Below are 19,821 nucleotides of genomic sequence, written 5' to 3'. Positions count from 1 at the left end.
GCTCCGGCTCGAAACCTTCCGCGAGCTGCGGGTCGAGCAAACGATGCGTATAGTCGAAGGTGGGCCCGAGCACCTGACCGCCCGGAATGTCCTTGAACACGGCCGAGATGCGCCGCTGCACCTGCATCTCCCCGGTGTGGACCGGCTCGGTGGCACCGAACCGCGGCAGGGTGGCGCGGAACGCGCGGACCAAAAAGATCGCTTCGATCAGATCGCCGCGCGCCTGCTTGATCGCCAGCGCCGCGAGCTCGCGATCATAGAGCGAGCCTTCACCCATCACGCGATCGACCGCAAGGCCGAGCTGCTCCGAGATCTGCGCCAGCGACAACTCCGGCACCGCACGATTACCACGACGCTCATGCGCCAGCAGCCGGTGGGCATTCTCGATGGCACGTTCGCCGCCTTTGACTGCAACATACATGCGCTTAACCTCCCGCCAGCCGCGTCGTTCGCGGGATCGCAACCAGGGCATCGCCATGCACCAGCACGACATCGATGCCCCGCGGAAACAAGCTTGCGTTCACCGCCAGCCGCTCGAGCAGATCGTCCGGCGCGATCGTGGCGTTCAGTGTCGCAACACCATCGATGCCGGGCCCGCGCAGGTCGTAAGCGCGTCCTCCGCTCAGGCTTTCGACCTGCAGAATTACGGTCGTCGAACGATCCGGATATTCGCTGCTACCCAGCGCGAAGCTATCGAGCGCGGGCAGCGCTGCAGCATCGGTCACCAGCGCGAAGCTCGCGTCCGCGCTCGCTGCCGTCACCGGCGCGCCGGTATGAAACTTGAGCCACTCGGCGACACCCTTGGCCTCAAGCTGCGGATCAAGCCAGACCGGCGTGTCGTGATCGCACAAGGTCAATGCAATGGCAGCCACGGCAGGCATCAGGCCCGCCGCTGCGCCAACCTCAGCAGCGACACGCTGCACGCTGCCGGGACGCGCCATTGCCTCCATCACGGAACGGAAGGTCGACTGCGCCGACAGCACCTTGTCCGTGAAGCCTGCGGAAAGCTCTGATACCGACATGCTTCAGCCCTCGCCCCTGACCATCGTGTAGAAATCGACCCGCGTCGCCGCGGCCTCGGCGGCGACTTGCGCGCGGCTCGCCAGCATCGCCTCCCGCAGCGGCGCGATCACCTTCGTTTCGACGACATCAGCATGGGTCTCGGTCTGGATCAGCGCGTCGCACAGCGCCATCAGCCGCGCCTTTTCACGGTCGCGGCCCAGCGCGTAGCCGAAGCCGACTTCGCCGCTCGCAAGCCTGATCGCCGCGCGCGACACGGTCGCTTCGCCGAGATTGAACGGGGCGCCGTCGCCACCGACGCGTCCACGCACCATCACGAGGCCATTCTCGGGCTCGCGCAATTGCAGATGCGCCGGCGGCCCGATGTCAGCGAGCTTGGCACATATGTCCGCGGTCGGCGCATGCGCCAGCACCCGCATCGCCGTCTTGCGCCGCTCTTGCCTTGCCGTCTCGCCGCTCACGTCCACCTCGATCTTGCCGAACTTAAGTTGTCTATGATATTAGACAACTCGATAGCGACGCGCCATGAAGATTTCGTGACACAGGTATGATTTTCACAATCCCCAGGGGAACGCGGCCATGAGCCTGCAGGATGCTGCGTCGGGCGTTGCATTGTGGCGTCGGGTGGCCGACGGCATCGAGCGCGACATCGCGGACGGCCGCTTTGCGGCTGGCGAGAAGTTGCCGGGCGAGACCGAGATCGCCGAGACCTATCGGGTCAATCGCCACACCGTGCGGCGGGCGCTTGCCGCACTGGCCGAACGCGGCCTGGTGCGCGCCGAGCGCGGCAGCGGCACCTATGTCGAGGCACCTCGATTGGCCTATCCGCTGAGCTCGCGGACGCGCTTCTCCGAGATCGTTGGTGCCGGCGGTCGCGAGCCGCGCGGCCAGCTGATCGCAGCAACGGAGGAGCCGGCGACACGCGAGCTCGCTCGTCTGCTCGCGCTGAAGACCGGTGTGCCACTGGTGCGAATCGAGGCGCTCCGCTTTGCCGACCGGACACCGATCTGCGTCAGCACCTCATGGCTACCGGCCGATCGCTTTCCAGACGCCGGCGGCGTGTTCGCGAAGGTCCGCTCGATGACCGCCCTGCTCGCGCATTACGGCGTCCGCGATTATCGCCGCGCATCAACCCGGATCACGGCTGCGATCGTCGACGCCACCGATGCGGCACGGATCGATCTCGCGCTCGGCCGTCCTGTGCTCGTGGTCGACTCAACCGATATCGATGCCGATGGCGCGCCGCTGATCACCAAGCGCTCGCGCTTCGCCGCGGAACGTGTCACCTTCGAAGTCGAGAGCTAGCGCGCTCTCATGCCACGGCCCTGCGGCCGATGATCGCAAAACGCAGCCTGCTCGAGATCCAGTCGATCGCGGCCACCGCGATCAGGATCATCAGGATCAGGAACGAGACCTTCTGCCATTCCAGCACACGGATCTGCTCCGCGAGTTGCAGGCCGATGCCGCCGGCGCCGACGATGCCGATGATGGTCGCAGATCGCGTATTGGATTCGATGAAGTAGAGCACCTGACCCGCGATCACAGGCAGCACTTGCGGCAGCAGGCCGAAGCGGATCTCGTGCAGCACGCTGCCGCCGGAGGCACGCACGCCCTCGACCTGCTTGCGATCGGCGCCTTCGATGGCCTCCGAGAACAGCTTGCCGAGGGCGCCGAAATCCGACACCGCGATCGCCAGCACGCCGGCAAACGGCCCGAGGCCGACGACATTGATCCAGACCAGCGCCCAGATCAGCTGGTCGACACCCCGGATGGTGTCGAACAACCGGCGCACCGGAGAGCGGAAGATCACCGACGGCACGATGTTGCGCGCGGCCAGCAGGCTCATCGGCAGTGCCAATATCGCGGCAATCGTCGTACCCAGCACCGCGATCGACAGCGTCTCACCCATCGCCTGGAGATAGGCTGGCAGCGACGATCCCGGATTGGGCGGCAGCATCATCAGCGTGATCCAGCCGAGCTGCCTTAGCCCGCCAATAAACCGCGTCGGCGAGAAGTCCAGATCGACCAGGCCGAAGACGAAGATGGCGATCGTCAGCAGCAGCGTCGCCGGCAGCGCGAGGCTGGCTGACGCCGGCCGCTGAAAGACATGCGGAAGGCGCTCGCGCAACACCGCCGGATCTGGCACCTCGATCGACTTCACGTGCGCGCCTCCTCGCCGAACAGGCGGCCACGGAGCCAGCCGGTGCCGATGTCAATCAGGAACACCGTGACCACGATCATTACCAGGATGGCGCTAACGTCGGAATAATAGAACTTGCGGATCGCGACCAGCAGCTCCTGCCCAATGCCGCCGGCGCCGACGAAGCCCATCACCGAGGCTTCACGGACATTGATCTCGAACCGCAGCAGCGTATAGCTCGCATAGCCCGCGATCACTTGCGGCAGCACCGCAAAACGCATGCTGGAGAGCCAGCTCGCGCCGGTCGACCGTATGCCTTCCACCGGGCGCATGTCGGCGTTCTCGACTACCTCGGAGAACAGCTTGCCGAGCGCCCCGGTGGTATGCAGCGCGATCGCCAACACGCCAGCCATCGGCCCAAGCCCGAACGCCATCACGAAGATCAGCGCGAACACGATGCCAGGCACGGTCCGAGCGAACTCGAGCAGCCGCCGCACGGCGAAGCGGAGCCAGGGCGTCGGTGAGGTATTCTCGGCCGCGAGGAAATTGAGACAGAATCCGAAGACAGTCCCGAGCAGCGTACCGACATAGCTGATCAGCAGCGTCTCGCCCAACATTCTGAGCCATTTGCGAAGGCCCCAGAACCATTCCGGAATGTCGGTCCAGACCCGCATGCCGCTATCGAGCGTCAGGACACGATCGAAATAGCTAACGAAATTGCCGACATGGGCGAATAACGTCTTCAGGTTCACTTCGGCGCCGACGCAGGCGACCAGCAGAACGACCATGAACAGCGCCGCACCGATCAGGACACGCATCCGCCTGCGCATCACCGCTTTGCGGTAGACCTCGTTCAGAGCGTTCAGTTGCGGGCCGGGAAGAATCGAGATCGCCGATGACATCGCAAGGCCGGTGTTGGCAGATAAAGGAAAGGCCGGGTCACGGAGACCCGGCCTTACGAGGTGACCCTGTACCCCTACGAGCCTTTCTTGCGGAGGCTGTCGACGAATTTGATCAACTCGACGGTCTTGTCGTAGTCGGCGTTGGTGATCGGCTCCCACGGACGGTTCTTGCCGTCCGACAGCTTCTTGAAGGCCTCCGGATCCTTCGTCGCCGCGTCGAGGAACGCCTGCTTGATCGCAGCCTTCATGTCGTCGGGAAGCTCGCTGAGATAGGCATAAGGCGAGTTGATGATCATGTCGGACTTGCCGATGATGCGGAAGTCGGCCTTGGTGAGCGTCTTGCCGTCCGATGACTTCACCATGTCCTTGTTGAGCATGCGGGTCAGGTTGGAGTCGTCCTCGCTGTTCCACCAATTGGCGGCGACATCGACGGTGCCCTGCGCCAGCGCCAGCACGGCGTTTTCGTGGCTGCCGGTGAAGATCACCTTGGAGAAATAGGCGTCGGGATCGATGCCGAGGTGGTTCAGCTTGAAGCGCGGCATGTTGTTGCCGGACGTCGAATTCGGATCGACCAGGCCGAGGTTCTTGCCCTTCAGATCCTCGATCTTTTGATACGGGCTTTTGGCGAGCACGTAGAACACCGAATAATAGCCTTTCGAGCCGTCGGAGTTGACGTCGATGACGAAGGCGTCGGTCTTCACGCCGGTGAGACGGGCGCGGGCAAACGAGGCCGGGCCGTAATAGCCGATGTGGATGTTGCCGGCACGCTGGCCCTCGATGACGGCCGCATAATCGTTGGCGACACGCAGGGTCACCTTGACGCCAAGTTCCTTCGACAAATAGCTGACGAACGGCCCATAGCGCTCGGTCACGCCGGAGCCGTTCTCGGCCGGAATCGCCGCAAAGGTGATCTCTGGATATTTGGTGCGCCAGTCCTCGGCGGATGCGGAGGCAGCGAAGGCGAGCGAGGCCATGCCGGCCAGAACGAGACGACGATCAATCATATTGCACCCCTTGGTATCAGGTTGGTAGTGACAGATGTTGGCGGGCGCCTCGGTTGGACGCGCCGCAATTTGAACGCAAAACACATCAGGCGGCGGCAACTTCGCCGAGCGCCGGGACCACTGCAGGCTGGGGCATCGACGCCCCGTCCATCACGTCATTGGCTTCGAGGTCGTAGAGCTCGCGCGCGATCTGCGCGGTCAGGGCCGCCGGCGCGCCATCGAACACGATCCGGCCGCTCGCCATGCCGATCAACCGGTCGCAATAGCTGCGGGCCAGATCGAGCGAGTGCAGATTGCACATCACGGTGATGCCGAAATGCTTGTTGATGCGCAGCAGTGCATCCATCACGATCTTGGTGTTGCGCGGATCGAGCGAGGCAATCGGCTCGTCGGCGAGAATGATGTCGGGCTCCTGCACCAGCGCGCGTGCGATCGCGACGCGCTGCTGCTGGCCGCCCGATAGCAGATCGGCCCGCTGCGCCGCCAGGGCGGCAATGTCAAACTGCTCCAGCGCCGACATCGCGACCGCGACATCCTGCGCCGGCCAGAACTGCGCCAGCGACCGCCAAGACGGAATCTCGGCCAGCCGCCCCATCAAGACGTTGGTCAACACGTCGAGCCGGCCGACCAGATTGAACTGCTGGAAGATCATCGCCGATCGCGCGCGCCATCGGCGCAACTCGCGGCCATGCAGCGCGGTGACGTCGATACTGCCGAACATGATCCGGCCGTCAGAAACCGGGGACAGGCGGTTGATCGAGCGAAGCAGCGTTGACTTGCCGGCGCCGGAGCGACCGATGACGCCCACGAAGCTGCCCGGCGTCACAGAGAATGATACGTTATCGATTGCGGCTTTCGCGCCGAACCGGCACGTCAGACCTTCAACTACCAGCATTCATTGCTCCACCGCCTCAGCCCCTCCCTCCTCGCTAGCGCCGGCATTCGACAGTTGTGTGACAGTCCGGCCGTGGTACGGAATAGTCCACACCCGTCACAGACAAGTCATGTTACTGTCATCAATGATGCGGAAGCAGATGACGACATCAGCAGTAGACGGACAAAGCTCGATATGGCCGGCAAGTCGCTATCGACGGAACCATCGATTGATCCCAGCGCCAACGTTCTCGGCGCCAAGCTCGGCGCCTATTGCGAGGTGGGCGCACGCACGATCCTGTTCGACGTCACGATGGGCGACTACTCCTACGTGGTCAACGATTCCCAGATCACCTATACGACGATCGGAAAATTCTGCTCGATCGCGGCGATGACGCGGATCAATCCCGGCAATCATCCGATGCATCGCGCAACGCAGGCGCATTTCACCTATCGCGCCAGCGCCTATTTTCCGGGCGAGCCGGATGACGCGGAGTTCTTCGCCTGGCGGAAGCAACACCACGTCACGATCGGCCACGACGTCTGGATCGGGCATGGCGCGATCGTGCTGCCAGGCCGCTCGATCGGCACCGGCGCCGTCGTCGCTGCAGGCGGTGTTGTTACCAAGGACGTGCCGGACTACACCATCGTTGGCGGCAATCCGGCGCGGCCAATCAAGCGGCGCTTCCCAGAGGAGATCGCCAAGCGGTTGATGCGGCTCGCCTGGTGGGACTGGGATCACGAGGCGCTGCGGGTTGCGCTGCCTGATTTCCGGCAACTGGAGATCGGCGATTTCCTGGACAAATACGAGGCAGCTCTCGACGCCGGGCAGCCGCTGCGGCAAAGTACCGTGTCATGAACGGACTTTTTGTCGCAGGCGGCCGGGCATTGCTCGGCCATGAACTCGTCGAGACCTCACTGTCGGTCGCGGACGGTCAGATCGTCGAGATCGGCACCATCAATCGGAGCAGCGCCCCGTCGCTCGACGCAGGCGACCTGCTCGTGCTGCCCGGAATCGTCGACATCCATGGCGATGCCTTCGAGCGGCAGATGATGCCGCGCCCCGGCGTCGACTTCCCGCTCAACGTGGCGCTGGTGGACACCGATCGCCAGGTGATCGGCAACGGCATCACCACCGTGTTTCATGCCACGACCTGGTCGTGGGAGCCAGGCCTGCGCAGTGGCGACAATGCTCGCGGCCTGCTTGAGGCGATCGAGGGGCTGCGGCCCCGACTGGCAGCCGATACCCGCTTTCATTTGCGGCACGAAACCTACAATCTCGATGCCGAAGACGAGATCGCAGAATGGCTGTCGGCACGACGCGTCGACCTGTTCGCCTTCAACGATCACATGGACGCGACCGTCGCCAGCCTCGAGCAGCCGCACAAGCGCCAGCGCATGGTCGACCGCACGGGGTTGTCGGGCGAGGCTTTCGATCGTCTTGTCGAGCGCGTGACCTCGCAGGCCGACGACGTTCCTGCATCCATCGCTCGGCTGGCCGCAGCGGCACGGCAGGCCGGCGTTCGCATGCTGTCGCATGACGACGACACCCCCGAGATGCGCAAGGCCTTTCGCGGGCAAGGCGTCGCAATCGCGGAGTTTCCGGTCAATGAAGAGACCGCGCGCGAAGCCGCCAGCGGCGGCGATGCCATCGTGTTCGGCGCGCCGAACGTGGTCCGCGGTGGCAGCCATACCGGCTGGACCCGCGCGAGCGACATGATCGCGAAAGGCCTCTGCACGGTGCTGGCGTCCGACTATTATTATCCGGCGCCGCTGCTCGCCGCCTTCCGGCTCGCGGCCGATGGGATATTGCAGTTGCCGCGGGCCTGGGATCTGATCTCCGCTGCACCGGCACAGGCCGCAGGCCTCACTGATCGCGGCATGCTCGCGCAGGGCCGCAGGGCTGACATCCTCCTCGTCGACGATCGACTGCCGCTGCGTCCCCGCATCATCGCCGTGATCGCGGCCGGCCGCCTCGTCCATCTGAGCGAACCGGGCCGTCTTGCGGCCACACCCATCGCACGTCGCGAAGCGGCCGCGGCGGAATGATCGACGTGCTGGTTGGATGTTCATGACGAGTTCGCCGCGCTACGCCATCTATTACGCGCCCGCTGCCGGCACCGTGCTTGATCGCTTCGGTGCGCGCGTGCTCGGCTACGACGCCTGGACCGGCCAGGACGTCGCCTTCGACGAGATCGTCGAGGCGGTCCCTGATTGGCGAGAGCTGACCGAAGATGCACGGAAATACGGCTTTCACGCCACGCTCAAGGCGCCATTTCGCCTCGCGGACGACAGCGGCGAGGATGGCTTGCGCACTGCCTGCGCAGCCTTCGCGGCCAACGCGCGACATTTGCCGCTGATCAGGCCGGTGGTCGATGCGATCGGCGGCTTCATTGCCGTCATTCCCGGCGATCCGTCACCCGAATTGCAACGGTTCGCAGCCGATTGCGTCCGCGCTTTCGAGCCGTTCCGGGCCCCGACGACGCCGGAGGACCGGATTCGCCGCAAGCCGGAGCACATGACACCGCGCCAGGTCGAGTATCTCGACCGCTGGGGCTACCCTTACGTCATGGACGAATTCCGATTCCACATGACGCTGACCTGCCGTCTCGACGCTGTCAGACGCGCCTCGATTCTTGCCACGCTGCGCGAACGGTTCGCGATGCTCCATCTCCAGCAGCTCGCGATCGATCGCATCGCACTGTTCAAGCAGGACGATGCGGGTTCACGCTTTCGCATTGTGGAGTCCTGGCCGCTCGCCGATTAGTTCGGCGCCCGCGCGAACTGTGCCGTGTGCGCCCCACCCTTTTCAAAAACCCCCAGCGGCGGCGAGATGTCGGCGCGATCGCGCGGCAATGCCTCCGGCATCTCGCGCTGCAGATAGGCGATCAGCTTCTCCCGGATCTCGCAGCGCAGATCCCAGGATTGCGGCGCATTGCGGGCGCTGACCAGCGCGCGCAGCTCCATCGTCCGGGTGTTGGTATCGACCACCTGCAGATTGACCACCGCACCGTCCCAAAGCTTGGACTCGCGCGCGGCTTCCCCGAGGTAGTTGCGAATCCGCGCAACATCGGCGGCATAGTCGACATGCAGAACAACCGAGCCGATCAGCGAGGCGGTATCGCGTGTCCAGTTCTGGAACGGACGCTCGATAAAGTAGGACAAGGGCACCACCATCCTGCGCCAGTCCCATAGCCGGATCACGACATAAGTCGAGGCGATATCCTCGACCCAGCCCCATTCGTTTTCGATGATCACGGCATCCTCAATCCGGATCGGTTGGGTGACCGCGATCTGCACGCCCGCGATCAGGTTGCTCAGCAGCGGGCGCGCGGCGAGACCGAGGATCAAGCCGGCGGCGCCGGCTGAGGCGAACAGGCTGACGCCGTATTGCCGCACCGAATTGAACGTCATCAGCGCTGTCGAGATCGCCACGATGATGATGAGCGTATCGACAACGCGCTTGAACACGCTGATCTGGGTGACGTGCTTCCGGGCCAGAAAGTTTTCGGCAATATCGCCCCGAATTCGCTGCAGGTAGCGGCCCGCGACGAGATCGACAGCGCGGATCGAGATCCAGCCAATCAACGCAATCGTTGCCACCGCGAAGACGTGCGTGAGCGTTCCGCGCAACTCGTCATCGAGCGGCGCCAGCGGCAATACCAGCGCCACGGCGATCAGGCAGAGCGCCAAGCGCGCGGGCCCGGCCGTCCGTTGCAGGATCGGAACCGCCAGCGAATTCTGCGAACCGGTCGCCCGCCACACCACCATGCGCGCCAGCTTGTCCACCAGCAGCGCACCGACGATTGCAAGCGCAATCAGCCCGAGCCCGACCACCCAATCAGGCATAAAGCCGAATATCCGCTCCAATACCGCCTGCATTCCCTGCTCCGTCGTGGTTTCGAAAGCAGTCAACTCGCGAGCCTCCCGTACCGGATGGCCGACTACCGCAGTGCAGCATTCTCCGCGTGCATGGCTAGATTGTTCGAAACTGATTCGGCTGGACCAATATCGTGGTGCGCCGGCAAACGATGATCGACCCGGATTTGGTAAACGACGACTGGTTCGGCGTGGGTGCGCTAACGCGGTGCCGAGTCCGTCCGAAAATGATCACACAATCGCCGCGCTCGCTGACTTGTCCTGCCAAAAACCTCCATGAAGCTATCGACCTCAAGGACGTCCGCAGGTTGTAGCGGTGCGCATCTTTGCGCGCGGACTGCGAAACATCCGAACGATCCGTCAAGCCGACAGGAGACGCGTAATGAGTTCCCCGGCCTACGATGATGCAGCAGACCAGAGCATCTCTGCCTCGCCACCGCCGCTCCTCGATCACGAATCGGAAGAGGTTCGCCGCCTCCATGACCAGGTCGCTGAAGCGGCGGAGGTGCTGATCGGCGACGCTCGCAAGCCCGCCGACCAGGACGCCGAGCCGTATGTCGGCAACGATTCATTCGACCTTGTATTGGCCACGCGACGCATGATCGAGAGTGAAGCGTCCAGGAGCGGCCTGTGGAGCCTCGCGCTTCCACCAGCACTGATACCGCCCCTGCCCGACGATGATGATGACTCGGTTGGCTTGATCGCGATGACCAAGCTGGGCTTTGCCATCGGCCTCGCCGCAGGTGTCGCCTATGTGGTGACGAGCATGGTGCAACTGCCCGGAAGCGGCCCGACGATGGCCCGCGACACGACCGCTGTGCTCAGCCAATTCACGCAGATCAGCGCCGCCCAGGCCGGCGTTCAGAAGAACGATATCGCATCGGTACCTGCGACTGCGATTCTGGCAGCGGCGCAAGCCAATATCGAGAACGCGCCGCACGTCGATGTCGAGACCGCCGGCATGCCGACGGCTCCGGCCGTGGCAGCAGAACCGGCGACGCCGGTCGCGCTCGCGCCTCCACCAGTTGCGGCCATTGCTCCGCCTGCGGCAGCGGACGTGACGCCACCGCTTGCGATAACCGAAGTCACGCCGCCGCCTGCTCCGCCCAGCCCGCCGCACGCGACATCCTCCCTCGCGCACGACGAGGTGGCAGCCCTGATGAAGCGCGGCAGGGATCTGCTTGCGGTCGGCGATATCGCGAGTGCCCGCCTGATCCTCGCCCGATTGGCCGACAATGGCGAGGCGGATGCCTCGCTGTTGCTGGCGGGAACGTTCGATCCGGTGCAGCTCGCACGTCTGCATGTGTTCGGCGTGGTCCCGGATGCCGATAAGGCTCGCGCGTGGTACGCGAAAGCGGCCGATCAAGGCTCACCTGAGGCAGGCCGGCACCTGCAACAGTCGGCATCGCGCTGACGCCGCAGTCTATTGCATCCTGCTACGCCCGCGCGATCTCGACCTGCACGTCGCGCGGACGCGCCGTATAGGGCGATGAGGTGACCAGCACGTCGGCACCGGACGCTGCATAGGCCGGCGCATTTGCAGCGTTGATGCCGCCGGCGGCCGCGATGATCGGACGTACGTCGCCGATGCCGAGCGCATCGGTGGTCAGGTCACCATAGGGCACAGCGTCTGGCGGCAGGGCATCCAGCTCGACCCGCGTTGCCACCGTTATCACTCACCCGTCCATTTTTTCGGGCGCGCCGAGACGGCCCGGAGATCCGGGCCGCCGCGTCGGTCGCGACCGCATGCGAGCGGTCGCTCCTCACGATTCTTCCATCTCCTTGAAGGCTTCACGCGCGTTGCGGAAGGCGTCGATGCCGGCCGGCACGCCGCAATAGACCGCGACCTGCAGCAGCACCTCCTTGATCTCGTCCTTAGTCAGCCCATTCTTGACCGCGCCCTTGACGTGGAGCTTGAGCTCGTGCGGACGGCCGAGGGCGCCCAGCATGGCGAGGTTGATGATGCTACGGGTGCGCCGGTCGAGCCCCGGCCGTGTCCACAGCGCGCCCCAGCAAAATTCCGTCGACCACTCCGCCATCGTGCGCGTGAACTCGTCGGCACCGGCGATGGACTTGTTGACGTAATCTTCCCCCAGCACGTCCTTGCGGACCTTGAGGCCTTCTTCGAACAGCGGGCTCTTGCTCATGATGTTTCCTCGCGGTTGAAAATCGTCGCTCCACATCGATCGCATGCCTTTGCATGGCGCCGGTGCGGAATCTCGCGCTTGCAGGTTAGCCGACAATCTGGACAATTTGCACCGGAGCAAACGTCGTGAAGATCCGCGGCAGCGGACAACAGGAGTGCAGCCATGTCGAAGCAGACCATCGGATTCGTCGGGATCGGCCGCATGGGCAGTCCCATGGCTGCCCGCCTGCTCGACGCCGGCCATGAGCTCGTGGTGCACGACGTTCAGCGCGAAGCTACCGCACCGCTCGCCGCACGGGGAGCAACTGTCGCATCATCGCCGGCGGAGGTCGCATCATCGGCGGGTATCGTGCTGACCAGCCTGCCGACACCCGACATCGCCAAGGCCGTCGCGCTCGGTCCGGACGGCATTATCGCCGGCAACCGTGCGCGCGTCATGGTCGACCTTTCGACGACAGGTCCGGGCGCTGCCAGACAGATCGCGGAAGGGCTGCGATCGAAGAATATCACCCTGGTCGATTCGCCCGTGAGCGGCGGCATCAAGGGCGCCGTGAACGGTACCCTGGCAGTAATGGTGTCGTGCCCGAAGCAGACTTACGAGATGGTCGAGCCGATCCTGAAGACATTCGGCCGGCTGTTTTTTGCCGGCGAAGCGCCCGGCGTGGCGCAGACCGCCAAGCTCGCCAACAATCTGATGGCAGCGGCGGCGATCGTGATCACCTCGGAGGCCGTCGCAATGGGCGTCAAGGGTGGTGTCAACGCCAAGGTGCTGATCGACATCATCAACGCCTCGACCGGCCGCAACAGCGCCTCGCAGGATAAGTTTCCGCGCGCGGTGCTGCCCGGGACGTTCGATTTCGGCTTCACTACCGGGTTGTCTTATAAGGACGTGCGGCTGTGCGTCGACGAGGCCGAGGCAATGGGCGTGCCGATGGTCTGCGGCGCGGTGGTGCGGCAGATGCTGGCCATTACCAATGCCAAGTACGGCCCCACCTCCGACTTCACCTCGATCGCGCGGGTGGTCGAGGAATGGGCCGGCGTCGAGATGCGCGGCTGACAAAAGCGCGGCTCAACGCCCGCCGGCCTTAGATGAACGGCTTGCCGCCGGTGACCGCGACCGTCGTTCCGGACGTGTAGCTCGACAGCGGGTCGGCCAGCATCACGTAGGCGGTCGCAAGCTCAGCTGGTTGACCGGCCCGCTTCATCGGTACCTGCTGGCCGAACGACTTGACCCTCTCCCCGGACATGGTGGACGGGATCAATGGCGTCCAGATCGGGCCGGGCGCCACCGCATTGGCACGGATGCCCTTTTCGGCCAGCAATTGCGCCAGGCCGGCGGTAAAATTCTGGATCGCGCCCTTGGTCGTCGCGTAGGCGAGCAGGCTGGGATTCGGCATGTCGGAATTGACCGAAGCCGTGTTCACGATCGCGCTGCCCGGCTTCATATGCGGCACCGCTGCCTTGGTCAGATAGAACATGGCGTGAATGTTGGTGCGAAACGTCTTCTCCCACTCCTCGTCGGAGATGTCGCCGATGTCGGCGAAGGTCGCCTGATGGGCGGCGTTGTTGACGAGGATATCAATGCCGCCAAGCTCATCGACCGCACGCTGGATCACCGAACGGCAATGGGCCGCATCCTGCAAGTCGCCGGCGACCAGCACCGCCTTGCGTCCCTCCTGCTCGATCAGTTCCTTGACCTCTTTGGCGTCATCATGCTCGTTCAAATAGGCGATCAGAACGTCGGCGCCTTCGCGCGCATAGGCAATGGCGACGGCGCGGCCAATGCCGCTGTCGCCTCCGGTGATGACCGCTTTCTTGCCATGCAGCCGTTCGGATCCCTTGTAGCTGGTCTCACCGTGATCCGGCCGCGGCTGCATCCGCGCCGTCGTTCCCGGCATGGGCTGCTGTTGCGGCGGAAATGGCGGCTGAGGATACGGCTGCGGCATCGTTGATCTCCTGTCGGTCGTGTTGCTTCAATCGGCTGGAGTTATGGTCGTTCCTGGACGCCTTTCGCCTGCTCGGACGATCGGCGGCCAAGATGCCGAACCGCCTTCGACGACGTCAATGCGTCTTGGTCTCTGCCCACTTCTCCAGGTCCTTGGCGGCCTCGGACCGCTGCTCCTTTTCCGGCTTCTCGCTCCAGGGCTTGTCGGTCTGCTTGTGCGAACCCCAGTCGGTCTGCTGACGGGGATCGTCCTTTGGCGTTTCTTTGCTCATCGTATGTCCTCTGCAGGTCAAGCTTCGATGCACGATGACGGGCAATTTCTGACGCCGAACGAAGTTCCTGCGGATGGCCGCACCCACGTCGCTGCTGGATACGCCGCCTGCAGAACTGCCGCTGGAACGAGGCCTGTGCCAGCTCAGCTGAGATCACCCGGCATGAAGCAGCGGATCGACGTGCCGAGCGTGCCCTTGATCGGCCACACCATGGTGTGGCCGGCCCGATTGGGTTCGGTGATCACGGCATCATCGGGCACGACAATCCACTCACCGTCGAGCCGGACCCGGTAGTGGCTGCCTTGCAGCTCCCAATCGGGGTCCGCAATGGCAATGCCGTCCGCAACCGAGCAGCACGGCCCGCGCCCGCTTCTCAAGCTATCGAACCAGGCTTTCAGGGGAGAGCCGGCGTAGCGGCCGTCATCGCGCGCCATTGCCCATTGCAGCGGCAATCCTGTGAGGGAGGCTGCAAATCCCAAAGCGATCAAGCTTTTGCTCATTTGATCACCGCAGAGCGGTTACGCTCCCGGGAATACGGGCTACGCGCACCGCACCAATCGTCCACAAATGCGTCGCTATGACGATGGTTCCAAGCGGAGAACACCCGGATCAGCCAGGCGCCGCGACACAACATCGTGTAGCGCTTTGGTCTGTCTGTCACACGTCAGCGTGCATCGGCGGGCACCATGGCCTCGACCGTCACGCCCGCGCTGGCGGAGGCGATATCAAGCGTGCCGCCAAGCGCGCGCAGCCGCTCGCGCATGCCGACCAGGCCGAAGCCGAGCTTGTGATTCTCGCCAAAGCCGCGCCCATCGTCACGCACCCGCACCATGGTGTAGGCGCGGCCGCCACGCTCGCCCGCCGGCGCGATCGTCACATTCACGGTGCTGGCATCGGCATGGCGGAACGCATTGGTGAGGGCCTCTTGCACGATCCGGTAGATCGTCAGATCGGCGGTCTCGCCGGTGACGCCAAGAGACGAAGAGATGTCGGTCACGATCGCAACATCTGGATGGGATTCGCGCCACAGCCGCACCAGCGCGCCAAGTGCCTCACAGAGGCCGAGTTCGGCAAGGCCGACCGGACGCAACCGTTCCAGGATTCGACGATTGAACTGCTGCACGGCATTGACCTGATCGAGGATCGCCTGGCCATGCCGGCGCATCGCGCCGACATCGATGGCGCGGGCCTCCGGCGGCCGCATTAAGGCGCTGGCATGCGCACGCAGCGCGAACAGATACGGGCCGAATTCATCATGCAGCTCGCGCGCGATCTCCTTCCGCTCCTGATCCTGTAGCGACACCGCGCGCTCGGCGAGGCGGCGCTTGTCGTCGACCGCGGTGCCGAGCGTGGTCGCAAGATGATTGAGCTTGCGGCACAGCGCGGCGAGTTCGGGCGCACCATCCGGCGCCACCCGTGCATCATAGGCACCGTGCTCGATCGCACTCATCGCCTGCGACAACTGCTGCAATGGCGCAAGCGCGCCACGAATGACCCGCGTCGTGAACAGGAACAGCAGGGCCGCGATCGCCGATCCGATCACCAGCTGGGTCGTGATGCCGTCCCAGATCTCCTCGATCTCGTCGTCGGGATGCGCAGTGATCACAAGGGCATCCGGTCGGCCGGCGATCGTCAGCGGCACGCGGACCGACATCTGCTCCGGATGCACCAGCGATACGAACCAGAGCGGTGCACGGCCCTCCCCCTCCGCTCGATCAGCGTCGGGCGATGGCGCTGCGCTCCGTCGGAAAACGCTGACATGGCGCAGCCGGCTGAGATCCGCCTCGATCCGGTTCAATTGTGCATCCGGGTCGGACGCTTCATTCAATCCGGTCACGATGGTGTCGACGAAGGCGCGCGCCAGCCGGATCACGCTTTGGTCCTCGGCCTGCACGCGCGGGCCTGCTTCCAATGCGAGCCGCGCGATATTGATCGCAAGTCCAAGCGTCAGCACCAGTGCCAACAGCACGTTGATCCGGGTTTGCAACGACAGTTCCTGCCACATTTCATTCGTCCATCGGGGCTACATGCCAACGTTGACAGATAAATCATCGAGCGATCTAATCGAAAGCATGTCGCAACACTGCGCGCGATGCATCTTTGATGCGATGCAACAACGAGAAGCGACACTCAGGGAACCTAGGTGATGCGCGTGCTGATTGTCGACGACCATCCTATTGTCGCGTCCGGCTGCCGCGCGGTCCTGTCAGGCGAGCCTGAGATTGCGCTGCTCGAGGCCGCGGATGCCGAGGGCGGCGAACGGGTGTTCACATCAGAGCAGCCTGACGTCTGCGTCATCGACATCAACCTGCCGACGGTGTCCGGCTTCGAACTCGCGCGGCGCATCCTAGAGCGTCAGCCCGCCGCGCGGATCATCATGTTCAGCATGAATGACGACCCCGTGTTCGCGGCCCGTGCAATCGAGGTCGGCGCCAAGGGTTATGTGTCGAAGAGTGGCGATCCCAACGATCTGGTCGAGGCGATCGTCCAGGTCGGACGCGGCGATACCTATCTGCCTCCGGCGATCGCCCGCAGCCTCGCCTTTGCCGGACCGACCGCGGCGCAAAGTCCGCTTGCGAAGCTGACATCGCGCGAGATGGAGATCTTGCGCCTGCTCGGCGCCGGCAAGAGCCTGACCGAGATCGCCTGGCTGGTTCAATCGTCCTACAAGACCGTCGCCAATACTTCGTCGATCATCCGCCAGAAGCTCGGCGTACGGACCTCCGGCGAACTCGTGCGGCTCGCCATCGACCATGGCGTCGCGTAACCTGACGCTGCCTGACACCATGGTGAAACAGGATAAGACAACATGACGCTCACGACCGTTTCCCAAAACCGATCCCATGGCGGCACGCAGGGCGTCTATCGGCATGCTAGCCGCGAGACCGGCACGGACATGACCTTCTCGGTCTATGTGCCGCCGCACGAGGCCGGCGCCAAATTGCCGGTGGTCTGGTATCTGTCGGGCCTCACCTGCACGCATGCCAACGTCACCGAGAAGGGTGAGTTTCGGGCCGCCTGCGCCGAGCTTGGCCTGGTGTTCGTCGCGCCCGACACCAGCCCGCGCGGCGAAGGCGTGCCGGGCGATGCCAACAACTCCTATGATTTCGGCCTCGGCGCCGGCTTCTATGTCGATGCAACGCAGGAGCCGTTCGCGCGGAATTACCGGATGTGGAGCTATGTGACGGCGGAGCTTCCGAGCGTCGTGGCCGCCAACTTCCCGGTCGATCCGCGCCGACAGTCGGTGATGGGCCACTCGATGGGCGGGCATGGCGCGCTGACGGTGGCGCTACGCAACCCCGACCGCTACCGCGCGGCAAGCGCATTCTCGCCGATCGTCGCGCCGTCGCAGGTGCCATGGGGCACCAAGGCGCTCGGCGGCTATCTCGGCGACAATAAGGACGCTTGGCGCAAGCATGACGCAGTGGCGCTGATCGAGGACGGCGCCAAGTTTTCCGATCTGCTGGTCGACTATGGCGATGCCGACCAGTTCCTCACCGAGCAGCTCAAGCCCGAGTTGCTGCAGGCGGCCTGCACCAAGGCCAATATCCCCCTGCTGCTGCGCCGGCAGGAAGGCTACGACCACAGCTACTACTTCATCTCCACCTTCATGTGCGACCATCTGCGCTGGCACGCGGCGCGATTGAATAATTGAAGGCGGAGGAGCATTGTAGCCCGGGTGAGCGAAGCGCCCCCGGGACGGCGATAATTACGGACCGAAGCCCCCGCGATCACTGCGCTCACGCGGGCTACGAGACCCTGTTGGATGTCCCCCGGCCGACCTACTGCGCCTGCGCCGCACCATAGTTCGGCGCCAGCATGCGGTTGCGGATCAGCCACTCCATGGTCCGCGTCCAGGATTCGTCGGTGTTGCCGCGCATATCCGCGCTCATGGCGGCGATCGGCTTTCCGGTATGAACATCATGCAGGTAGATGTTCATGTTGATGATGAGGTTGGAGACCTTCTGCACCAAGCCGGTGACGGCGATGTCAGCCCCGAGCTTCTCGGCAAGCTTCACATCGCAGCCGCCGCAGGCCTGCAGATTGCTGTCGTGCGCGGCAGTAGCAACCGGTGCAATATCGAGCACCTGGAACTTGCCGGAATCGGCCAATGCCTGACGCAGCTGTTGTGTCACATGAACCAGACGCGCCTGCTCGTCCTTGCGCACACCTTGCATCTCGCCCTGCAGGCTGGTGTCGAGCAGCTCGAAATCGAACACCGCGACTTTGGGCTGCTCGGCTCGGGCCGGCGGCGCCAACATCACCATCAACGCAACGAGAGCAAAGAGCAGTTTCACGGTCGTGATCCGAAATGAGGCCAGGGTTGCTAAAGTGGGGTTGCAAGCTAGGCCAATTCAGTCATCTTTCAAGCCGAAATGCCTTCGCGCCGAAAACGGCGCGGAGGAACACAGGGAGGAGTCATGATCCGATGGTTGATCGGCGCGATCGGCCTTGCTGCGCTCGCCACGTCGGGCGTGACGTCGGCCGTGGCCGCGGAGCCGACCGAGATTGCGATCGGCTATCTCGGCCGCGCGACCGTTCCGCAGACCTTGTCGCCGGTCGAGCAGCCAGCCCCCGATGACGGGCTCGCCGGCGCGCACCTTGCGATCGAGGACAACAACACCACCGGCAAATTCCTCAACCAGCACTTCACCTTGATGGAGCATCGTCTCAAGGACGGCGAGGACGTCGTTGCCGCCGTGAACGACCTCGGCGCCAAGACCGGTTTTATCCTGGCCGACCTTCCGGCCGATGCGCTGCTCAAGGCCGCCGATGCGCTGCGCGGCCGCGACGCGATCCTGCTCAATGTCGGCGCGATCGACGACAGCCTGCGCGAGCAGGATTGCCGCGCCAACGTGGTGCATGTCGCGCCGACCCGCTCGATGCTCGCCGACGCGCTTGCGCAATATCTGATCTGGAAGCAGTGGAAGCGTTGGTTGCTGGTGGCCGGCTCGCATGACAACGACAAGCTCTTTGCCGACGCGCTGCGCCGCGCTGCGACGAAATTCGGCGCCAAGATCGTCGAGGAGCGCACCTTCGAGGACACCGGCGGTGCCCGCCGCACCGATTCCGGCGTCACCTTGATCCAGCGCCAGATACCGGTGTTCACCCAAAAGGCGCCAGCTTACGATGTCCTGGTCGCGGCCGACGAGAGCGAGGTGTTCGCGTCCTATCTGCCATATCGCACCTGGGATCCGCGGCCCGTCGCAGGCTCCGCGGGCTTGAAGCCGACGAGCTGGGATCCCGCCCAGGATCAATGGGGTGCGACGCAATTGCAGAACCGGTTCGTCAGGCTGGCGTCACGGCGCATGAGTGCGCTCGACATGCAGGCCTGGACCGGCGTGCGGATGATCGGAGAGGCCGCCTCGCGCACCAATTCCGGCGACGCCAAGACCCTGCTGAACTTCGTCAAAGGCCCGAACTTCTCGATCGCGGCGTTCAAGGGCACGCGGCTCACTTTGCGCGACTGGAATCTGCAGCTGCGGCAGCCGATCCTGCTGTCGGACGGCCGCATGATCGTCTCGGTGTCGCCGCAGGAGGGCTTTCTGCACCAGGTCTCCGAGCTCGATACGCTCGGCATCGATCGTCCCGAAACCAAATGCAAGCTGCAGTGAGGCGTGAGTCCGAGATGCGGATTGG

At 64.2% G+C, this 19,821-nt stretch carries 23 protein-coding genes and 1 pseudogene; 9 read left to right on the top strand and 15 right to left on the bottom strand.

The window, feature by feature from the left end; all coding sequences use genetic code 11:
• From WA702_RS04305 to phnG, 3 genes are all read right to left on the bottom strand, one after another.
• Window positions 1-421: carbon-phosphorus lyase complex subunit PhnI (locus WA702_RS04305; RefSeq protein ID WP_425109289.1), on the bottom strand; the 421-nt coding region annotated here is incomplete at its 3' end.
• A 4-nt stretch (window positions 422-425) separates the two neighbouring features.
• Window positions 426-1,022 carry a phosphonate C-P lyase system protein PhnH gene (phnH, locus tag WA702_RS04300; protein WP_425109288.1) on the bottom strand — a complete coding sequence of 199 codons (597 nt, stop codon included), beginning with the start codon at window positions 1,020-1,022 and terminating at the stop codon, window positions 426-428.
• A gap of 3 nt (window positions 1,023-1,025) precedes the next feature.
• The gene (gene phnG, locus WA702_RS04295) at window positions 1,026-1,481 is read right to left on the bottom strand and encodes a phosphonate C-P lyase system protein PhnG (RefSeq protein WP_425109287.1); all 456 of its coding nucleotides are present in this window, start codon (window positions 1,479-1,481) and stop codon (window positions 1,026-1,028) included.
• A 118-nt stretch (window positions 1,482-1,599) separates the two neighbouring features.
• On the opposite strand from phnG, the gene phnF reads away from it, so the two are divergent.
• Window positions 1,600-2,325 (top strand): phosphonate metabolism transcriptional regulator PhnF, encoded by a 726-nt coding sequence (gene phnF / locus WA702_RS04290; protein WP_425109286.1) that lies wholly within the window; start codon window positions 1,600-1,602, stop codon window positions 2,323-2,325.
• Between the two features lie 7 nt (window positions 2,326-2,332).
• Here the strand turns inward: phnF and phnE (WA702_RS04285) are convergent, their stop codons facing one another.
• The 4 genes from phnE (WA702_RS04285) to phnC form a co-directional block, all read right to left on the bottom strand.
• Window positions 2,333-3,181: a phosphonate ABC transporter, permease protein PhnE gene (gene phnE / locus WA702_RS04285; RefSeq protein WP_425109285.1), complete on the bottom strand. Its 849-nt coding sequence runs from the start codon at window positions 3,179-3,181 to the stop codon at window positions 2,333-2,335.
• Window positions 3,178-4,062, bottom strand: coding sequence for a phosphonate ABC transporter, permease protein PhnE (phnE, locus tag WA702_RS04280; RefSeq protein ID WP_425109284.1), 885 nt, complete (start codon window positions 4,060-4,062; stop codon window positions 3,178-3,180). The genes phnE (WA702_RS04285) and phnE (WA702_RS04280) overlap by 4 nt, the downstream gene beginning before the upstream one ends.
• Window positions 4,063-4,136: 74 nt before the next feature.
• Window positions 4,137-5,066: a phosphonate ABC transporter substrate-binding protein gene (gene phnD, locus WA702_RS04275; RefSeq protein ID WP_425109283.1), complete on the bottom strand. Its 930-nt coding sequence runs from the start codon at window positions 5,064-5,066 to the stop codon at window positions 4,137-4,139.
• 85 nt (window positions 5,067-5,151) lie between these two features.
• Window positions 5,152-5,961 carry a phosphonate ABC transporter ATP-binding protein gene (phnC, locus tag WA702_RS04270; RefSeq protein WP_425109282.1) on the bottom strand — a complete coding sequence of 270 codons (810 nt, stop codon included), beginning with the start codon at window positions 5,959-5,961 and terminating at the stop codon, window positions 5,152-5,154.
• 174 nt (window positions 5,962-6,135) lie between these two features.
• Between phnC and WA702_RS04265 the strand changes: the two genes are divergently transcribed.
• Genes WA702_RS04265 through WA702_RS04255 form a run of 3 tightly spaced genes read left to right on the top strand, consistent with a single transcriptional unit; the run spans window position 6,136 to window position 8,706 of the window.
• Window positions 6,136-6,798, top strand: coding sequence for a chloramphenicol acetyltransferase (locus WA702_RS04265; protein ID WP_425109281.1), 663 nt, complete (start codon window positions 6,136-6,138; stop codon window positions 6,796-6,798).
• The gene (locus tag WA702_RS04260; protein ID WP_425109280.1) at window positions 6,795-7,988 is read left to right on the top strand and encodes an alpha-D-ribose 1-methylphosphonate 5-triphosphate diphosphatase; all 1,194 of its coding nucleotides are present in this window, start codon (window positions 6,795-6,797) and stop codon (window positions 7,986-7,988) included. Before WA702_RS04265 ends, WA702_RS04260 begins: the two co-directional genes overlap by 4 nt.
• A gap of 22 nt (window positions 7,989-8,010) precedes the next feature.
• A complete protein-coding gene (locus WA702_RS04255) occupies window positions 8,011-8,706 on the top strand; it encodes a DUF1045 domain-containing protein (RefSeq protein WP_425109279.1) in 696 nt (231 codons plus the stop codon).
• On the opposite strand, the gene WA702_RS04250 is transcribed toward WA702_RS04255, so the two are convergent.
• Window positions 8,703-9,821 carry a mechanosensitive ion channel family protein gene (locus tag WA702_RS04250; protein ID WP_425109296.1) on the bottom strand — a complete coding sequence of 373 codons (1,119 nt, stop codon included), beginning with the start codon at window positions 9,819-9,821 and terminating at the stop codon, window positions 8,703-8,705. The two genes, WA702_RS04255 and WA702_RS04250, sit on opposite strands and share 4 nt — an antisense overlap.
• Before the next feature lie 379 nt (window positions 9,822-10,200).
• On the opposite strand from WA702_RS04250, the gene WA702_RS04245 reads away from it, so the two are divergent.
• Window positions 10,201-11,232: a hypothetical protein gene (locus tag WA702_RS04245; RefSeq protein ID WP_425109278.1), complete on the top strand. Its 1,032-nt coding sequence runs from the start codon at window positions 10,201-10,203 to the stop codon at window positions 11,230-11,232.
• 22 nt (window positions 11,233-11,254) lie between these two features.
• Here the strand turns inward: WA702_RS04245 and WA702_RS04240 are convergent.
• Both WA702_RS04240 and WA702_RS04235 read right to left on the bottom strand, forming a co-directional pair.
• Window positions 11,255-11,398, bottom strand: a pseudogene (locus tag WA702_RS04240) (ModD protein); the annotation flags it as partial.
• Window positions 11,399-11,581: 183 nt separating this feature from the next.
• A complete protein-coding gene (locus tag WA702_RS04235) occupies window positions 11,582-11,965 on the bottom strand; it encodes a carboxymuconolactone decarboxylase family protein (RefSeq protein ID WP_425109277.1) in 384 nt (127 codons plus the stop codon).
• Between the two features lie 162 nt (window positions 11,966-12,127).
• On the opposite strand from WA702_RS04235, the gene WA702_RS04230 reads away from it, so the two are divergent.
• Window positions 12,128-13,021 carry an NAD(P)-dependent oxidoreductase gene (locus WA702_RS04230; RefSeq protein WP_425109276.1) on the top strand — a complete coding sequence of 298 codons (894 nt, stop codon included), beginning with the start codon at window positions 12,128-12,130 and terminating at the stop codon, window positions 13,019-13,021.
• A gap of 28 nt (window positions 13,022-13,049) precedes the next feature.
• On the opposite strand, the gene WA702_RS04225 is transcribed toward WA702_RS04230, so the two are convergent.
• From WA702_RS04225 to WA702_RS04210, 4 genes are all read right to left on the bottom strand, one after another.
• The gene (locus WA702_RS04225; RefSeq protein ID WP_425109275.1) at window positions 13,050-13,910 is read right to left on the bottom strand and encodes an SDR family oxidoreductase; all 861 of its coding nucleotides are present in this window, start codon (window positions 13,908-13,910) and stop codon (window positions 13,050-13,052) included.
• Window positions 13,911-14,025: 115 nt separating this feature from the next.
• Window positions 14,026-14,181, bottom strand: coding sequence for a hypothetical protein (locus WA702_RS04220; protein WP_425109274.1), 156 nt, complete (start codon window positions 14,179-14,181; stop codon window positions 14,026-14,028).
• A 143-nt stretch (window positions 14,182-14,324) separates the two neighbouring features.
• Window positions 14,325-14,681, bottom strand: coding sequence for a hypothetical protein (locus tag WA702_RS04215; protein ID WP_425109273.1), 357 nt, complete (start codon window positions 14,679-14,681; stop codon window positions 14,325-14,327).
• Between the two features lie 164 nt (window positions 14,682-14,845).
• Window positions 14,846-16,186, bottom strand: a complete 1,341-nt coding sequence (locus tag WA702_RS04210) for a histidine kinase (protein ID WP_425109272.1) — start codon at window positions 16,184-16,186, stop codon at window positions 14,846-14,848.
• Between the two features lie 141 nt (window positions 16,187-16,327).
• Between WA702_RS04210 and WA702_RS04205 the strand changes: the two genes are divergently transcribed.
• Both WA702_RS04205 and fghA read left to right on the top strand, forming a co-directional pair.
• Complete coding sequence (locus tag WA702_RS04205; RefSeq protein WP_425109271.1) at window positions 16,328-16,948, top strand: response regulator transcription factor; 621 nt, start codon at window positions 16,328-16,330, stop codon at window positions 16,946-16,948.
• A gap of 42 nt (window positions 16,949-16,990) precedes the next feature.
• A complete protein-coding gene (gene fghA / locus WA702_RS04200; RefSeq protein ID WP_425109270.1) occupies window positions 16,991-17,836 on the top strand; it encodes an S-formylglutathione hydrolase in 846 nt (281 codons plus the stop codon).
• A gap of 127 nt (window positions 17,837-17,963) precedes the next feature.
• Here the strand turns inward: fghA and WA702_RS04195 are convergent, their stop codons facing one another.
• The gene (locus tag WA702_RS04195; protein ID WP_425109295.1) at window positions 17,964-18,443 is read right to left on the bottom strand and encodes a DUF3280 domain-containing protein; all 480 of its coding nucleotides are present in this window, start codon (window positions 18,441-18,443) and stop codon (window positions 17,964-17,966) included.
• A gap of 159 nt (window positions 18,444-18,602) precedes the next feature.
• Here WA702_RS04195 and WA702_RS04190 point away from each other — a divergent pair, with 159 nt between their 5' ends.
• On the top strand, window positions 18,603-19,796 hold the full coding sequence (locus WA702_RS04190; RefSeq protein ID WP_425109269.1) for an ABC transporter substrate-binding protein: 1,194 nt from the start codon (window positions 18,603-18,605) through the stop codon (window positions 19,794-19,796).
• The last annotated feature ends 25 nt before the right edge of the window (window positions 19,797-19,821 follow it).

The organism is Bradyrhizobium sp. (genome assembly GCF_049798375.1).
Taxonomy (GTDB): domain Bacteria; phylum Pseudomonadota; class Alphaproteobacteria; order Rhizobiales; family Xanthobacteraceae; genus Bradyrhizobium.
The sequence above is the reverse complement of the archived record's forward strand: the minus strand, read 5'-3'. Positions and strand labels throughout refer to the sequence as shown.

Excerpts from the sequence above, each read along its gene's own strand:
- WA702_RS04235 (WP_425109277.1), bottom strand. The coding sequence starts at position 11,965 with ATGAGCAAGAGCCCGCTGTTCGAAGAAGGCCTCAAGGTCCGCAAGGAC.
- WA702_RS04210 (WP_425109272.1), bottom strand. The coding sequence starts at position 16,186 with ATGTGGCAGGAACTGTCGTTGCAAACCCGGATCAACGTGCTGTTGGCA.
- phnD (WP_425109283.1), bottom strand. The coding sequence starts at position 5,066 with ATGATTGATCGTCGTCTCGTTCTGGCCGGCATGGCCTCGCTCGCCTTC.
- WA702_RS04205 (WP_425109271.1), top strand. The coding sequence starts at position 16,328 with ATGCGCGTGCTGATTGTCGACGACCATCCTATTGTCGCGTCCGGCTGC.
- WA702_RS04250 (WP_425109296.1), bottom strand. The coding sequence starts at position 9,821 with ATGCAGGCGGTATTGGAGCGGATATTCGGCTTTATGCCTGATTGGGTG.
- phnF (WP_425109286.1), top strand. The coding sequence starts at position 1,600 with ATGAGCCTGCAGGATGCTGCGTCGGGCGTTGCATTGTGGCGTCGGGTG.
- phnC (WP_425109282.1), bottom strand. The coding sequence starts at position 5,961 with ATGCTGGTAGTTGAAGGTCTGACGTGCCGGTTCGGCGCGAAAGCCGCA.
- WA702_RS04260 (WP_425109280.1), top strand. The coding sequence starts at position 6,795 with ATGAACGGACTTTTTGTCGCAGGCGGCCGGGCATTGCTCGGCCATGAA.
- WA702_RS04225 (WP_425109275.1), bottom strand. The coding sequence starts at position 13,910 with ATGCCGCAGCCGTATCCTCAGCCGCCATTTCCGCCGCAACAGCAGCCC.
- WA702_RS04255 (WP_425109279.1), top strand. The coding sequence starts at position 8,011 with ATGACGAGTTCGCCGCGCTACGCCATCTATTACGCGCCCGCTGCCGGC.
- WA702_RS04215 (WP_425109273.1), bottom strand. The coding sequence starts at position 14,681 with ATGAGCAAAAGCTTGATCGCTTTGGGATTTGCAGCCTCCCTCACAGGA.
- phnE (WP_425109284.1), bottom strand. The coding sequence starts at position 4,062 with ATGTCATCGGCGATCTCGATTCTTCCCGGCCCGCAACTGAACGCTCTG.
- WA702_RS04190 (WP_425109269.1), top strand. The coding sequence starts at position 18,603 with ATGATCCGATGGTTGATCGGCGCGATCGGCCTTGCTGCGCTCGCCACG.
- fghA (WP_425109270.1), top strand. The coding sequence starts at position 16,991 with ATGACGCTCACGACCGTTTCCCAAAACCGATCCCATGGCGGCACGCAG.
- WA702_RS04245 (WP_425109278.1), top strand. The coding sequence starts at position 10,201 with ATGAGTTCCCCGGCCTACGATGATGCAGCAGACCAGAGCATCTCTGCC.
- WA702_RS04265 (WP_425109281.1), top strand. The coding sequence starts at position 6,136 with ATGGCCGGCAAGTCGCTATCGACGGAACCATCGATTGATCCCAGCGCC.
- WA702_RS04220 (WP_425109274.1), bottom strand. The coding sequence starts at position 14,181 with ATGAGCAAAGAAACGCCAAAGGACGATCCCCGTCAGCAGACCGACTGG.
- phnH (WP_425109288.1), bottom strand. The coding sequence starts at position 1,022 with ATGTCGGTATCAGAGCTTTCCGCAGGCTTCACGGACAAGGTGCTGTCG.
- WA702_RS04230 (WP_425109276.1), top strand. The coding sequence starts at position 12,128 with ATGTCGAAGCAGACCATCGGATTCGTCGGGATCGGCCGCATGGGCAGT.
- WA702_RS04195 (WP_425109295.1), bottom strand. The coding sequence starts at position 18,443 with ATGTTGGCGCCGCCGGCCCGAGCCGAGCAGCCCAAAGTCGCGGTGTTC.